Here is a 15,179-nt window from a genome sequence, read left to right as displayed (position 1 = left end):
CGTCACGGAGCAGTAGTTAATCGATTACACATGTATCTAGTCAAGCGGATGAGTAGGTGTACGGATGTAACTGGGCGTGCTCTGCCTCACCCTGATCACATGGACGGACAGGATCGCCTCGGAGACGAGCAGCGCCTCGCGCTGGAGCTCGCGGCCATCGGGCAGCGGCTGACGACGATCAGCACGGAGATGCGCGAGCGCTCCGCCTCGACCGCGACCGCGGTGCTCGAGGCACCCGAGGTGGCGCGGCCCGGTGAGGTGCCGCAGCCGCCGGCCACGCCCGTCCCGACGCCTCCGGCCGGAGTGCCGCAGCAGCCGACCGGAACCGGCCAGCAGCCCACGGGTGCGGCGCAGCAGCCCACCGGTGTGCCGTCACCGCCTGCCGGCGTGCCGCAGCAGCAGAACCCGTGGTCGCAGCAGGCCGCGGCCTCGACCCAGCAGCCGCCGCCTCCCGGTCAGCAGTTCCCCGGCCAGCAGCCTCCGCCTCCCGGCCACCAGTTCCCGCAGCCTCCGCAGGCGCGGTGGCCCCACCCCCAGCAGCAACAGCAGCAGTGGCCCGCGCCGCAGCCGCGCGAGACCCTGTTCGAGAAGCTCGGCAAGGACGGCGCCGGCGCGAAGCTGCTGGCCTGGGTCGGTGGCGCGATCACCGTGCTCGGCTTCGTGATGCTGCTGGTCCTCGCCGTCCAGCGCGGCTGGCTCGGCCCGATGCCGCGCGTGATCGGCGGCGCGGTGTTCAGCGGCGCGCTGGTCGGCATCGGCATGTGGCTGCACCGCAACCCCGCCGGGCGCACCGGCGCGATGGCGCTGGCGTTCACCGGTTTCGCCGGGCTCTACCTCGACGTCCTCGCCGCCACGAGTCTGTACGGGTACCTGCCGGAGAGCGTGGGTCTCGTCGTCGGGCTGGCCGTCGCCGCGACCGGTGTCGTGCTCGCGCTGAAGTGGGAGTCGCAAGCGCTCGCGGTCACCGTCGTCGCAGCCTGTGCGGTGTGCTCGCCGATCATCACCGAGGGCTTCACGGTCCTGCTCGTCGGCTTCCTGCTGGTGCTGAAGATGGCCAGCACGCCGGTCCAGATCAAGCGGAACTGGCCGGGCCTCGCCGTCGCCGGTGGCTTCCCGCCGATCCTCGCCTCGCTGCTCACCACCGCGAACGCCATCCCGCGCTCCTACGAGTGGACCGTGGTCGGCGTCGCGGCCGCCACGACCGTCGTCGGCATCGCGGTCGCGTTCCTGACGATCCGCAAGCGGCCCGACGACATCGTCGCCGTCGCGTTGATCGCGGGTTCGGCACTGCCCGCCCTGTTCGCGACGACGCTGCTGGAGAACCCGGCCAACTCGATCCTCGCCGGTGTGGTCGCCGCCGTGCTGCTGGCGATCTGGATGGTCCCCGACCTGCCGCGCGGGTTCACCACCGCGGCCGGTGCGACGGGCATGCTCGCGTTGTTCCAGACCACGGTGATCGCGCTCGACGGCAACGTCCGCACGGCGATCGTGCTGGCGGAGGCGGTGCTCCTGGCGGTCCTCGCGGCGCGGTTGAACAAGAAGACCGCGCTCGCCGGGTCGGTCGCGTTCGGCGTGCTCGGGTTCTTCATGACGATCGGGCAGGCCGTGCCGATCACGTGGCTCGTCGAGGAGCCGCGCTTCTTCAACAACGTCGAGCCCGGTGACTACGCGGCCGGCCTCGTGACGGCGATCGTGCTGGGCGTCTTCGCCACGATCCTGCCGTGGGCCGCGCTCAAGATGCAGGTGCTGCGCGAGCCGGCCAAGCACCCGTTCCCGTGGATCGTCTCCGGGCTCGTGCTGCTCTACGGCGCGGCGGGCGCGGTGCTGTGCGCGGCGCTGCTGATGTCGCCGAACGAGACCGGGTTCCTCTTCGGGCACTCGATGGTCACGGTGTCGTGGACGATCGCCGCGTTGTTCCTGCTGGTCAAGGGGATCAACAACAAGGCGCTGCGGATCTCCGGCCTGATCCTCGTCGGTGCCGCGGTGGTGAAGCTGGTGCTGTTCGACCTCTCTGCGCTCGACGGCGTCGCCCGCGTGCTGGCGTTCCTCGGTGCCGGTCTGGTCCTGCTCACCGCGGGCACCCGTTACGCCAAACTGGTGACTTCGGCAAAAAATCCCGAGTCATATGAATCCAAACCAGTGGCTCCGCACTCCTACTGATGGGACGGCTGTCGTCCGCACCGCCGTCGCGGACGACAGCCGTACTACCTCCAGGCATAGATTTCACTCGGCCGAGTGACTGAAGTGGATCGAAAGCACCCGGAAGTGTTCCCATCGGGCGTATGGCAAAGCCACGCCTCGTGGCCGCGGTTATAGCGCTCTCAGCGGCCTTCGCGGCGACGGGTGTTCACCAAGGGCACGAGTACACGACCACTTCTTCCGCATCAGCGGCACCGCTCGCGTACGTGGTGGGGAAGACCGGTCTCGTCCAGGTCGTGGACACCCGCAACGGTGCCGTTCTCGTGCAGGCCGACACCGGGGGCCGCGCGACGGGCGTCGCTGTGTCACCCGACGGGCGGCGGCTCTACGTGGTCAACGGGTGGACCGGCGCGATCACCGTGGTCGACCCGAGCACCGGCGAGATCGTCGACCGGCTCTTCACCCAGGTCCAGCTGTCGCACGCGGTGATGCGGCCGGACGGCCGGCGGCTCTACGTCTCGGCCAGCGGCGGTGTCGCGGTGGTGAACCCGGAGAACTTCCAGATGGTCGCGGTGATCAAGGCCGGCGGGCAGCCGCAGGGCCTCGCCGTCCACCCGGACAACAAGATCCTCTACGTCGCGAACTCCCAGGACGGCACGGTCGGCCTGGTCGACACGGCGACGGCGTTCCAGACGTCGGCGGTGCAGGTCGGCGGACTGCCGCAGCACCTGGCGATCTCCCCGGACGGCAAGCGCCTCTACGTGAGCAGCATGCGCCTCGGTGACCGGACGCCCGGCACGTTGTCGGTGATCGACACGACCACGAACCAGGTCGTCGGCACGGTCGAGGTCGGCAGGGGAGCGGGCAGCATCGCCGTCACCCCGGATGGCGCCACGGTCTACCTGACGCTGCCCAAGGAACGGTCGGTCCTGGTCGTCGACGCGGCGACGATGGCGGTGCGCGAACGCTTGCGCATCGACACGCCGAGCGTCGCCATCGCGCCGGGTGACACGAGGGTCTTCCTCGCCACCGGCGCGACGACGACGGTCCTGGACAGCACGAACGCGGTGCTCACCACGTATCGGATGAAGCTGGACGAACTGGAGGCGAGGCCGCGCCTCTTCGACGCGGCCATGATCGCCTTCCCTCCCGGTCAGCCGACGGGGACCGGCCTGCGGACCTCGTCGTCCAGGTCGTCCACCGGCTCGTCGTGAAGCGCGAGACGTTCCTGGATCCGCTTGAGCGGACCGGGTGACCACCACGCGGCGTTGCCGAGCAGCTTGAGCACGGCCGGCACGAGCAGCATGCGGACCACGGTGGCGTCCAGCGCCAGCGCGAGGATCATGCCGACACCGACGAACCGCATCATCGCGACCTGCGAGAACGCGAACGCACCGGTCACCACGATCAGCAGCAGCGCGGCCGACGTGATCACCCGGCCGGTCTTGGCCAGGCCGGTGGTCACCGCCTCCTCCGTCGTCGCGCCCTGACCGCGGGCCTCGACCATGCGGGAGAGCAGGAAGACCTCGTAGTCCGTCGACAGACCGAACACGATGGCCGCCATCAGCACGACGATTCCGGACTCCAGCGGACCTGGCGTGACGCCCAGCAGGTCGGCGCCGTGGCCGTCCTGGAAGATCCACACCAGCACGCCGAACGTCGCGGACAGCGACAGCGCGCTCATGACCACGGCCTTGATCGGCAGCACGACCGAGCCGAACGCCAGGAACATCAGGATCAGCGTCGCGCCGACCAGCAGCGTGACCATCAACGGCAGGCCGTCCGCGATGGCGTCGAGCGAGTCGCTGACCACCGCGGTGTTGCCGCCGACGAGCACCTCGGCGCCGGCCGGGGCCTGCAGCGCGCGGACATCCTTGAGCGCCTGCTTGGACTCCTCGCTCAGCGCGTCGTTCTCCAGCCCGGCCATCGCGGCCGTGACGCCCTTGTCCGCGCCGGTCGGCTGGACCTCGCCGACGCCGGGCACGTCCTTGACCTTGCCCAGGTAGGCCTGGATCGCGGCCTCGTCACCGCCCTTGACGACGATCTTGAAGCCGGTGTTGGAGAGCGCCGAGAAGTTCTGGTTGATGTTCTCGGTGGCGACGCGCACGGCGTTGCCCTCGGGCAGGACCTTCTCGGTGACCTGGCCGAACTGGACGCCGAGGAACGGCGAGCCGAGCGCCAGCAGCACACCGACGATCGGCACGGCGATCAGCACGGGCCGCTTCATGACCTTGCCGCTGAGCTTGCGCCAGCCGCGTTCGCTGGGCTCCTTCTTGCGCCACGGCATCGCGAGCTTGTCGACCCGGTGGCCGAGCACGCCGAGCAGCGCGGGCAGCAGCGTGACCGAGACCAGCGCCGCGATCGCGACCGACGACACACCGCCGTACGCGAGGGACTTCAGGAAGCCGTGCGGGAAGAGCAGCAGCCCGGCCAGCGCGATGACCAGCAGCGTCGCGCTGAACACGACGGTGCGGCCGGCGGAGGCGACGGTGCGGGCGACGGCTTGTTCGGACGTGCGGCCCTGCGCGAGTTCCTCGCGGAACCGGCCGACCATGAACAGGCCGTAGTCGATCGCCATGCCCAGGCCGAGCAGCGAGGCGACGTTGACCGCGAACGAGTTGACCTCGGTGAAGAGGGCGACGCCGTGCAGCACGCCGAGCGAACCCATGATCGCGAGACCGCCGACGACGACCGGCAGGGACGCCGCCACGAGACCACCGAAGATGATCACGAGCAGCAGCAGGACCAGCGGCAGCGAGAACATCTCGGCGCGCGTCAGGTCGTCCTGCGACATGTCGTTGATGGCCTTCTGGGTGGGCACGAGCCCGCCGACCTGCTCGGTGAAGCCGTCGATCTTCAACTGCGGCTGGACGTCCTGGAACTGCTTGATCTGCTCGTTCGAGTCACCGCTGCTCAGCGTGATCGCGACGAGGGCCTGCTGCTGGTCGTCCGACGGCACCGGGCCCACGGCCTTGAGCACGTCGTCCTTGCGGAAGCCGCTGATGTGATCGGCGACCTTCTTCAGCTCGAGCGGGTTCGCGAAATCACCGCGATAAATGACGATCACGTCACCGTTCTGCCGCCCGAACGCCTCCTCGGCTACTTTGTCGGCCCGCGCCGCCTCACTGGAGGGAGCCTCGTACCCACCCTGGCTGAGCTTGTCGAACACGCCGATGCCCCACACACCGCCGACGACCGCGAGCAGTACGGTCGCGATCAACACCACCCACCGGCGGCGATAAGCGATGGATCCCCACTTCGCGAACATCGACGACGGCCTCCTGGGTTACCGTGCTGTTAATACCGTGAACTCTTGTAAACACCGTTCACTGAAACCGTACGGGTCCATGGACGGGGTCTACAACCCGATGGAGTGACATATGACCGAGGCCACTCGCCGAGAACGGCTCCGCGCCGAGACCGAGCGTGAGATTCGGCAGGCGGCCCGCGCCCTATTGGTGGAAAGCGGCCGCGACGCGGTTACCCTGCGTGCCATTGCACGTAAACTCGGCATCACCGCGCCGGCTCTCTACCGCTACTACGACTCGCACGACGCGCTCTTGCGGCAGCTCTGCGACGACATCTGCGCGGACATGGCGGCAGCGCTCTACGCGGACCTCGCCGCGGACACGTCAGGCGAGGTGGGATGCCAGGTCAGGGCGGTGTGCCACGCCTTCCGCCGCTGGGCACTGGCTCACCCGCAGGAGTTCGCGCTGGTCTTCGCCTCGCCGCGCGACCCGATCGGCGCCGACCAGTTCGGCTCGGTGTTCCTGCAGCTCGCGGGGCAGCTGATCGCGTCGAACCTGGTCGCCACCCACGCGGACGACGAGGTGCCCGAGGTGCTGCACGAGGACCTGGTGAGGTTCCAGCAGGTGCTGGTGGACGCGGTGTCGGAGCACGGCGTGACGCTCGACGACGGCGTCCTGAACCTGGGCAAGATCTACCACGTCGTCCAGTCCTGGGTGCGGCTGTACGGGCACGTGGCGCTGGAGGTGTTCGGGCGGTTCCCGTTCGCGGTGAGCAACCCGGAGCCGATGTTCGACAGCATGCTCGACCAGATGCTGACGGACATCGGCTTCGAGGACACTCAGATCAATTGACCGAGTCGCGCACGTAGTCGCGCAACGTGCGCGGGGCGTGCCCGAGCAGCTTCGTCATGGTCGCGACCTCGGCCTCGGTCGTGGGGATCGGCGCCGCGCTGAGCAGCTCGAAGCTGCGGATCCAGTCCACGAGCTTCTGACCTGACAGCCTGCGCTCGAACGCCTTGCGCCACTCGGGGTCGTCACCGGTGTAGACGACCGGCCGGCCGAGCTCCTCCGCCCAGATCTGCGCCGACTGCTCGCCGTTCAACGACTCGGGGCCCACGAGCTGGTAGGAGCCGGCCGCGAAGCTCACGTCGACCAGCGCGGTGGTGAGCACCTCGGCCGCGTCGCGCAGGTCGATCCGGTTGACCCCGCCGGGGTGCAGGGGCGTCGGGAACGTCCCCGCCTCGATGTCCGCGCGGAAGACCTCGTCGTTCTGGGCGAAGTTGGTGATGCTGACCATCGCGGGCCTGGTGTCGGTGCTCGCGAGGAACGCCGCCAGCTCCAGCTTCGGGACGTAGGCCGGGATCGCGCTGCCCGCCGCCTCGCGCGCGTCGTCGTCCTCGATGTGGAAGCCACCGAACACCAGGCGTGCGCCGGCTCGTTCGGCCTCCTGCCCGAAGATCGTCGCGAGCTCGACCTCGTTGGTCTCGTGCGGCGACACGTAGAACGCCGAGTCGACGCCCCTCAGCGCGCCGGCCACGGCCTCGCGGTCGGCCAGGTCTCCTTGGACCACCTCGACCGTGTCGGGCAAGTTGGCCCGTTCCTTGTTGCGCACCAACGCGCGCACGTCGGCACCGCGGCGCACGGCCTCCGCGAGCACAAGGCCGCCCACGGTGCCGGTCGCTCCGATGACCAATGTCTTCGTCATCTCGAATCCCCTCGTTGACTTTGAGTCAATGACTCTTAATCAAGGAGTACTCCTTCACTGACTCGGAGTCAACGAGCTGTTAGCGTGGTCGCATGACCCGTGCCGCCACCGCAGCCGCCACCAAGGAGAAGGTGCTGGCAGCGGCCCGAGAGCTGTTCATCACGTCGAAGTACGACGAGGTGAAGGCAGCCGACGTCGCCCGAGCGGCCGGAGTAGCGCACGGACTGGTGTTCCACCACTTCGGCAGCAAGCAGGGGCTCTACAGCGAGGTGCTGTGCTCGATCGGGCGCGAGGTGCTGGACCTGCACGTCGACGACCCGGACGTGCCGTTGGGGAAGCGGATCCGCCGGTCGCACGCGGCGCACCTGACGTACCTGGCGGCGCATCGCGACCTGGCGCTCAACCTCGTGCTGCGGCCGTGGGGCGCGGAGGAGCCGTTCGACGCCGTGCGGGACGACGGCAACCGGAAGCTGTGCGAGAACCTCGGGCTGGACTTCGAACGGCCGGCGGTGCGGGCCGCGCTGCGGATGTACACGACAGCGGCCGACCAGCTGGCACGCGACTACCTGCTCAGTGAGCACCCGTTCGACGTGGACCTGGTCGTGGAGATGCTCATGGCGGTGCTCGCGGGGGCGTTGCGGGCGGCTCGAGTGGCCGACCCGTCGCTGGAGGTGGAGCAGGTGCTGGAAGAGCTGGCGCGGCCGTAGCCGCGCCAGCTCTTCTCGGCGCTACAGAACGATGTTCACCAGACGGCCGGGAACGACGATCACCTTGCGCGGCTCGCCACCGGCGACCAGCTCGGCGATCTTCTCCTCCGCCAGCGCGGCGGCCTTGATCTCGTCCTGCGACGCGGACGCCGACACGACGACCCGCGAGCGGACCTTGCCGTTGACCTGGATCGGGTACTCGACGGTGTCCTCGACCAGGTACTGCTCGTCGGCCTTCGGGAACGGGCCGTGCGCCAGCGAGCCGTCGTTGCCCAGCTTCGCCCACAGCTCCTCGGCCACGTGCGGGGCCTGCGGAGCCAGCATCAGCACCATGGCCTCGGCCAGCACGCGCGGCGTGCCGGACGAGTAGTGCTTGGTGACGTAGTTGTTCAGCTCGATCAGCTTCGCGCCCGCCGTGTTGTAGCGCAGGTTCGCGTAGTCGTCGTGGACGCCGGCGATGGTCTTGTGCAGCAGGCGCAGCGCTTCGACGGACGCTTCTTCGTCCGTGACGCGCAGCGAGCCGTCTGCCTCGTTGACCAGGTTGCGCCACAGACGCTGCATGAAGCGTTGCGCGCCGACGACGTCCTTGGTCGCCCACGGGCGCGACACGTCCATCGGGCCCATGGACATCTCGTAGAACCGGAACGTGTCGGCGCCGTACGTCTCGCACATCTGGTCCGGCGTGACGACGTTGTTCAGGCTCTTGCCCATTTTGCCGTACTCGCGGTGGACCTCTTCGCCGTTGTGGAAGAACTTGCCGTCTTCCTCGACGACCTCGGCCGCGGGCACGTAGAAGCCGCGGGCGTCGGTGTACGCGTACGCCTGGATGTAGCCCTGGTTGAACAGGCGGCGGTACGGCTCGTCGCTGCTCAGGTGGCCCAGGTCGAACAGGACCTTCTGCCAGAAGCGCGAGTACAGCAGGTGCAGCACCGCGTGCTCGACACCGCCGATGTACAGGTCGACGCCGCCGGGGTCGGTCGGGCCGTGCTCGGCCGTGCGCGGGCCCAGCCAGTACTTCTCGTTCTCCGGGTTGACGAACCGCTCGGTCTCGACCGGGTCGACGTAGCGCAGCTGGTACCAGCACGAACCCGCCCAGTTCGGCATGGTGTTCGTGTCGCGGCGGTAGGTCTTCATGCCGTCGCCCAGGTCCAGCTCGACTGTCATCCAGTCGGTCGCACGCGACAGCGGCGGCGACGGCTCGGTGTTCGCGTCCTCCGGGTCGAAGGTGCGCGGCGAGTAGTCGTCGACCTCGGGCAGCTCGACCGGCAGCATCGACTCCGGCAGCGCGATGGCGGTGCCGGCCTCGTCGTAGACGACCGGGAACGGCTCGCCCCAGTAGCGCTGGCGGCTGAACAGCCAGTCGCGCAGCTTGAACTGGACGGTGCCGTGACCGTGGCCGTTCTCCTCCAGCCAGCCGATCATCGTCTTCTTGGCGTCGTCGATCGCCATGCCGTCCAGGAACCCGGAGTTCACCGCGGGTCCGTCGCCGGTGTAGGCGTCGCCCTCGAAGCCCTCCGACGGCTGGACCGTGCGGATGATCGGCAGGTCGAACTTCTTCGCGAAGTCCCAGTCGCGCTGGTCCTGGCCGGGCACGGCCATGATCGCGCCCGTGCCGTAGCCCATCAGCACGTAGTCGGCGATGTAGACCGGGATGTCCTTGCCGTTCACCGGGTTCGTGGCGTACGCCCCGATGAAGACGCCGGTCTTCTCCTTGTTCTCCTGACGGTCCAGTTCGGACTTCAGGGACGCTGCGCGCCGGTACGCGGCGATGTCTGCCACGCGATCGGGCGCCGCAATCTGGTCCACCAGCTGGTGTTCCGGTGCCAGGACCATGTAGGTCGCGCCGAACAACGTGTCCGGACGGGTCGTGAAGACCTCAATGTTCTCGTCTCCCACCGCGAATCGGACTCGGGCACCATGCGAGCGCCCGATCCAGTTGCGCTGCATGGCCTTGACCTTGTCCGGCCAGTCCAGCCGGTCCAAGTCGTCGATCAGCCGGTCCGAGTACGCGGTGATGCGCATCATCCACTGGCGCAGGCTTTTCCTGAACACCGGGAAGTTGCCACGCTCACTGCGACCGTCCGCGGTGACCTCTTCGTTCGCCAGCACAGTACCCAGTCCGGGACACCAGTTGACGGGCGCCTCCGACATGTAGGCCAGGCGGAATTCGCCCAAGATCCTTTGCTGGTCGGCAAAAGACAGCTCAGACCACGTGCGACCGCCCTCGACGTCGCGCTCGCCAGACTCGAACTGCGAGATCAACTCGGCGATGGGACGAGCCTTGCGGGCGTCCGGGTCGTACCAGGAGTTGAAGATCTGCAGGAAGATCCACTGGGTCCACTTGTAGTACTCGGGGTCGATCGTCGAGATGCGGCGACGCTCGTCGTGGCCCAGCCCCAGCCTGCGGATCTGGCGCAGGTAGGTGTTGATGTTCTCCTCGGTGGTCTTGCGCGGGTGCTGACCGGTCTTCACCGCGTACTGCTCCGCGGGCAGGCCGAACGCGTCGAACCCCATGGTGTGCAGCACGTTGCGGCCGTTCATGCGGTGGTACCGCGCGAAGACGTCCGTGCCGATGAAGCCCAGCGGGTGGCCGACGTGCAGCCCGGCACCGCTCGGGTACGGGAACATGTCCTGCACGAACAGCTTGTCGGCGGGCACGTCACCCTTGAGCGCGCCAACGGGGTTGGGCGCGTGGTAGGTGCCGTGGTTCTCCCAGTACCGCTGCCACCGCTCCTCGATCTGGTTCGCCAGCTCGGCGGTGTAGCGGTAGGCGGGAATCTCCGCCGCGTCCGTGCTCATTTCAAGGTCCCTCTCACGTCTGTTCCTGCCCCTGACATGACGAAACCCCCCAGCCCAGACGGGCATGGAGGGTGGCCGCGCCGACCGTCTTCCGAAGAGGTCGTCGCGGCTAGATAAGGAGCAGGCGGGCCGTGCTCATGTCCTCAACGGTATCAGCGCAGCGCAAGCACGATGAACCGGGCGGTGGCCTGCGGCACATCAGACCGGGGTGACCGAGAGGGGAGCCGCGGTCCCGTCTTACCCTCATGGGGTGAACATCGTGCTGTCGGTCGTCCTGGGTGTGCTCGGCGTCGCTCTCGGCGCGGTCGGTCTGCTGGGTCTGCAGGGCAAGCTGCGCCGCAACCGCTTCGTCGGTGTGCGCACGGCCGCCGCCCTGCGCGACGAGGAGACGTTCGCGCTGGCCAACCGCGTCGCCGGCGTGCCGAACGTCGCGGCGGGTGTCGTCGCCGTCGTGTCCGGCGCCATGGCGTTCGTGATGGCCGACCTGGCGGTGACCGCCGGGGTCATCGGACTGGTCGGCGCGCTGACGATCGCCCTCGCGGGTGGCGTGATGGGCAGCCGGGCGGCGGCGCTCGTGCCGGAGCCGGTCAAGCCCAAGGGTTGTGGCGGCTGCGCCTGCGGTGGTGGCGGTTGCTCCCCGCTCGCCGGGCTGTAACCCGACGTTTCACGTGAATCAGTTGTCGCGGACGTCCTTCGGGTAGGTCGACAGCAGCGCCAGCGGCATTCCCTGCCGGCGCAGCACCCTGCCCCACAGGTCGACCTTCGCGCCGGCCAGCACGTCGTCGGCCAGTCCGGTCACGACGATCCAGTCGCCGCGGTCGATCTCGCCCTGCAACTGGCCCTCGCCCCAGCCCGCGTAGCCCGCGAACACCCGCAGGCCGCGCACCAGCGGCATCAGGTCGTCCGGTTCGGCGTCGAGGTCGACCAGGGCGACCGGGCCCTGCACGCTGACCAGTCCCTCCACGGTGGCGGGGTCGGTGCCCGCCTTCAACGCTGCCAGGCACAACGCCGTCTTCTGCTCGACCGGACCGCCTATGTAGATGCACTGCGGCTTCGTGACCTGTGAACCCCACGGCGGCAGCACGTCGTGCACCGCCACGTCGGAGGGGCGGTTCAGCACGACGCCGAGGGTCCCCTCTGGACGTTGGTCGATGATGTAGACGACGGTGCGTTTGAAGTTCGGGTCGTTCAGGCTCGGAGCGGCAACCAACAGGGAGCCTGGCTCGACTTCGACTTCGTCATCGGGACGCACGTCACCATGAAATCACCCGTGATCGCCGGAACAACTCAGGCCCGCGTCCCGTTAGACTGAGGTGTCGGATGTCTTTGTGTCCCCCGGGCTCAACAGACAACCGCCTTCGCGGAATACCGTTCGGCTGGAGCCGCGTAGTGCGCCGCGCCGTGAGGCGACCTGGCATCCGGCACCAGGGGAGCCGGACCGCGAGGTCCGGCTTTCGTGGTTTTCACCGCGACGCGCATAGAGTGCAATGGTGACAACGCTTGCGGTGGAGAAACACCACTGGGGATCACGCCGGTTCCTCGGCATCCCCGCCTACCGCAGACTTCTCGCCACCCGTCTCGCCTCCCAGTGGGGTGACGGGCTCTTCCAGGCCGGGCTCGCCGGTGCCGTGCTGTTCAACCCCGAGCGCCAGGCCGATCCCGCTGCGATCGCGGCGGGGTTCGCGGTGTTGCTGCTGCCGTACTCGCTGATCGGACCATTCACGGGTGCGCTGCTCGACCGGTGGGACCGCAAGAAGGTCATCGTCGTCGCGAACCTGGCACGGGCCGTGTTCGTCCTGCTCACGGCCTTGGCCGTGGGTGCAGGGCTGAGCGGGCTGCCTCTCTACGTCTCCGCGCTCGTCGTCATGGGCATCGGCAGGTTCGTCGGGTCCGGTCTGAGCGCGTCACTGCCGCACGTCGTCGACGAAGATCACCTGGTCGAGGCGAACGCACTGACCACGACGGCCGGTGCGGTCATGGCCGTCGTCGGCGCCGCCTGCGCGATCGGGTTCCGCACGCTGCTCGGCGCGGGGGACGGCGGTTCGGGTTGGACCACCAGCATCGCCGTGGTCGGACTGCTGCTCAGCGCGTTCATCGCGAGCCGGTTCAAGGCGGGTGTGCTCGGGCCGGACGAGGTCGACGAGCCGAACAACGCCATGACGGCCGTGGCCCGCGGGCTGATGGACGGTGCGAAGGCCACCTGGCGCACGCCGAGCGTCACGGCCGGGCTGGCCGCGTTGCTCGCGCACCGGGCGGCGTTCGGCATGAGCCTGATGATCACGCTGCTGCTGATGCGCTACAGCCTGGAGGACGTCGGCATCCTCAAGGCGGGCATCGGCGGGCTCGGCGAGGTCGCGGTCGCCGGCGGTGCCGGTGTGCTGCTCGCCGGGATCCTGACGGACCGCATCGTCGACAGGTTCGGGGTCAAGCGCACGATCTGCGGCGCGTTGCTGCTCACGGCCTCGGCCCAGGTCGGGCTGGGGCTGCCGATGACGCTGCCGTCGATCCTGCTGGCCAGCTTCGTGATCATCTTCGCCGGTCAGATCGTCAAGCTCTGCGTGGACACCGCGGTGCAGCACGACGTCGGCGACGAGGTGCGCGGGCGCGTGTTCGCCCTCTACGACACCCTCTTCAACATCGCGCAGGTCACCGCGGTGTCGATCACGGCGATGGTGGTCCCCCTGGACGGGCGCTCGCCCGGCCTGCTCCTGGTCGCCGCGAGCCTCTACCTGGTCGGGCTCGGCGCCTACCTGCTCCTGTCAGCGCGGAAACGGCAGGTGCAGCATCCCGGCCTCGTGAGCGAAGACGACGGCCGCCACTCGATCGGTTAGATCGAGACGCCGCAGGATGTCGGCGACCTCGTCGGCCACCCTCTGTTGCCCGATGCCGAGCACGCGCGCGATCTCGTGGTCGGCGTGGCCGCGCGCGAGACACCTCAGCACGGCCCGTTGATCGTCGGTCAGAACGTCCAGGTCCCGTACGGCAGGACCTGAGGAAAGCCCCCAAGCGAACATCTGCACCACCCCCATGCGCCCCCCTGGCGCACTGACCATGGTGCATCCCCGCGCTGACACTTCGCTAACGCGGGGATTCCATTCGCTCACAATGCGTCACGGGGCGGGTGGCGTGATCCCCTGCTCGCGCGCCCAGTCGAGCAACGCCGCCTCGGCTTCGTCGCGGTCCAGCGGCCCGCGGTCGAGCCTGAGCTCCTTGAGGAACTTCCACGCGGCGCCGACCTCACGGCCCGGCGGCAGGCCGAGCAGCTTCATGATCTCGTTGCCGTCGAGGTCCGGACGCACGCGCGCAAGGTCTTCCTCGGCCGCGATGCGTGCGATGCGTTCCTCGAGAGAGTCGTAGGTGTTGCGCAGCAGGTTCGCCTTGCGCTTGTTCCGGGTCGTGCAGTCGGCACGGACGAGCTTGTGCAACCGCGTCAGCAGATCACCGGCGTCCGTCACATACCGGCGCACGGCCGAGTCGGTCCACTCGCCGTTGCCGTACCCGTGGAAGCGGAGGTGCAGGTAGACGAGCTTCGCGACGTCCTCGGTGATCTCCTTGGAGTACCGCAACGCTCGCAAGCGCTTGCGCACCATCTTCGCGCCCACGACCTCGTGGTGGTGGAACGAGACGCCGCCACCGGACTCGAACTTCCGCGTCGCCGGTTTGCCGATGTCGTGCAGGAGCGCGGCGATCCTCAGCACCAGATCGGGTGATTGATCAACTTCTTCAAGATCAATTGCCTGCTCCAGCACAACCAGCGAGTGGTCGAAGACGTCCTTGTGCTGATGATGTTCGTCGATCTCCAGCTTCATGGCCGTGAGCTCGGGCAGCACGATGTCGGCCAGCCCGGTCTCCACCATGAGCTCGATGCCGAGGCGCGGGTGCGCGCCGCACAGGAGCTTCGAGAGCTCCACCTGCACGCGCTCCGGCGTGATGCGGGTGAGCTGGCCTGCCATCGACCGCATCGCCTCGACCACCCGAGGCGCGGGCGTGAAGCCGAGCTGGGAGACGAACCGGGCGGCACGAAGCATGCGCAGCGGATCGTCGCCGAACGACTCCTGCGGGGTCGCCGGGGTGTCCAGCACGCCGTCGCGCGCCGCCTGCAAGCCGCCGGTCGGGTCCACGAACTCGCTCGCGGCGATGTCGTACGCCATCGCGTTGACCGTGAAGTCGCGCCGGACCAGGTCGCCGTCGATGGAGTCGCCGAAGGTCACCTCGGGGTTGCGGGTCACGCCGTCGTAGACGTCCGCGCGGAAGGTCGTGATCTCGATGATCTCGCCCTTCTTCGACGCTCCGACCGTCCCGAAGGCGATGCCGGTGTCCCACTGCGCGTCGGACCAGCCGCTCAGCAGCTTCTGGATCTCCGCAGGTCGCGCGTCGGTGGTGAAGTCGAAGTCGTTCGTCGGGCGCCCCAGCACGGCGTCGCGCACACTGCCACCGACGAGGTAGAGGCGCTTGCCGCCGGCTGCGAACCGAGCGGCGAGTTCGGCGACGACAGGTGTGATGGCGGGTGGTTCCACCACCGCATTCTGCTGGAGCGATCGAGACACGAGAAACCAGCGTACTCAAGGATCGTAAGTACGA

General features: G+C 68.5%; 12 protein-coding genes. 6 read left to right on the top strand and 6 right to left on the bottom strand.

The genetic code is table 11. The annotated features are described in order from the left end of the window. Positions 1-99 precede the first annotated feature (99 nt). Positions 100-2,160 carry a DUF2339 domain-containing protein gene (locus tag DFR72_RS39930; RefSeq protein WP_114773945.1) on the top strand — a complete coding sequence of 687 codons (2,061 nt, stop codon included), beginning with the start codon at positions 100-102 and terminating at the stop codon, positions 2,158-2,160. 122 nt (positions 2,161-2,282) lie between these two features. Next, positions 2,283-3,353 (top strand): YVTN family beta-propeller repeat protein, encoded by a 1,071-nt coding sequence (locus tag DFR72_RS39925; RefSeq protein WP_090071969.1) that lies wholly within the window; start codon positions 2,283-2,285, stop codon positions 3,351-3,353. On the opposite strand, the gene DFR72_RS39920 is transcribed toward DFR72_RS39925, so the two are convergent. Further along, positions 3,293-5,407 carry an MMPL family transporter gene (locus DFR72_RS39920; protein WP_090071970.1) on the bottom strand — a complete coding sequence of 705 codons (2,115 nt, stop codon included), beginning with the start codon at positions 5,405-5,407 and terminating at the stop codon, positions 3,293-3,295. The two genes, DFR72_RS39925 and DFR72_RS39920, sit on opposite strands and share 61 nt — an antisense overlap. 112 nt (positions 5,408-5,519) lie before the next feature. On the opposite strand from DFR72_RS39920, the gene DFR72_RS39915 reads away from it, so the two are divergent. After that, the gene (locus tag DFR72_RS39915) at positions 5,520-6,239 is read left to right on the top strand and encodes a TetR/AcrR family transcriptional regulator (protein ID WP_090071971.1); all 720 of its coding nucleotides are present in this window, start codon (positions 5,520-5,522) and stop codon (positions 6,237-6,239) included. On the opposite strand, the gene DFR72_RS39910 is transcribed toward DFR72_RS39915, so the two are convergent. Then, positions 6,232-7,092 carry an SDR family oxidoreductase gene (locus DFR72_RS39910; protein WP_090071975.1) on the bottom strand — a complete coding sequence of 287 codons (861 nt, stop codon included), beginning with the start codon at positions 7,090-7,092 and terminating at the stop codon, positions 6,232-6,234. The two genes, DFR72_RS39915 and DFR72_RS39910, sit on opposite strands and share 8 nt — an antisense overlap. A gap of 92 nt (positions 7,093-7,184) precedes the next feature. Between DFR72_RS39910 and DFR72_RS39905 the strand changes: the two genes are divergently transcribed. Next, complete coding sequence (locus DFR72_RS39905; protein WP_090071976.1) at positions 7,185-7,799, top strand: TetR/AcrR family transcriptional regulator; 615 nt, start codon at positions 7,185-7,187, stop codon at positions 7,797-7,799. Between the two features lie 21 nt (positions 7,800-7,820). Here the strand turns inward: DFR72_RS39905 and leuS are convergent, their stop codons facing one another. After that, positions 7,821-10,598 carry a leucine--tRNA ligase gene (leuS, locus tag DFR72_RS39900; RefSeq protein WP_090071977.1) on the bottom strand — a complete coding sequence of 926 codons (2,778 nt, stop codon included), beginning with the start codon at positions 10,596-10,598 and terminating at the stop codon, positions 7,821-7,823. Positions 10,599-10,848: 250 nt separating this feature from the next. Here leuS and DFR72_RS39895 point away from each other — a divergent pair, with 250 nt between their 5' ends. Next, on the top strand, positions 10,849-11,253 hold the full coding sequence (locus tag DFR72_RS39895) for an SdpI family protein (RefSeq protein WP_245983846.1): 405 nt from the start codon (positions 10,849-10,851) through the stop codon (positions 11,251-11,253). An 18-nt stretch (positions 11,254-11,271) separates the two neighbouring features. On the opposite strand, the gene DFR72_RS39890 is transcribed toward DFR72_RS39895, so the two are convergent. Continuing rightward, positions 11,272-11,850, bottom strand: coding sequence for a YqgE/AlgH family protein (locus DFR72_RS39890; protein WP_090071978.1), 579 nt, complete (start codon positions 11,848-11,850; stop codon positions 11,272-11,274). A 235-nt stretch (positions 11,851-12,085) separates the two neighbouring features. Here DFR72_RS39890 and DFR72_RS39885 point away from each other — a divergent pair, with 235 nt between their 5' ends. Then, complete coding sequence (locus tag DFR72_RS39885; RefSeq protein ID WP_090071979.1) at positions 12,086-13,429, top strand: MFS transporter; 1,344 nt, start codon at positions 12,086-12,088, stop codon at positions 13,427-13,429. On the opposite strand, the gene DFR72_RS39880 is transcribed toward DFR72_RS39885, so the two are convergent. Then, a complete protein-coding gene (locus tag DFR72_RS39880; RefSeq protein WP_170176614.1) occupies positions 13,358-13,627 on the bottom strand; it encodes a helix-turn-helix domain-containing protein in 270 nt (89 codons plus the stop codon). The two genes, DFR72_RS39885 and DFR72_RS39880, sit on opposite strands and share 72 nt — an antisense overlap. An 81-nt stretch (positions 13,628-13,708) precedes the next feature. Beyond that, the gene (locus tag DFR72_RS39875) at positions 13,709-15,145 is read right to left on the bottom strand and encodes a CCA tRNA nucleotidyltransferase (RefSeq protein ID WP_090071981.1); all 1,437 of its coding nucleotides are present in this window, start codon (positions 15,143-15,145) and stop codon (positions 13,709-13,711) included. Positions 15,146-15,179 lie beyond the last annotated feature (34 nt).

Origin of the sequence: Lentzea flaviverrucosa, from assembly GCF_003350445.1 — a bacterium.
GTDB lineage: Bacteria > Actinomycetota > Actinomycetes > Mycobacteriales > Pseudonocardiaceae > Lentzea > Lentzea californiensis.
Note: the sequence above shows the minus strand (reverse complement) of the source record. Positions and strands in the feature narration are given on the sequence as shown.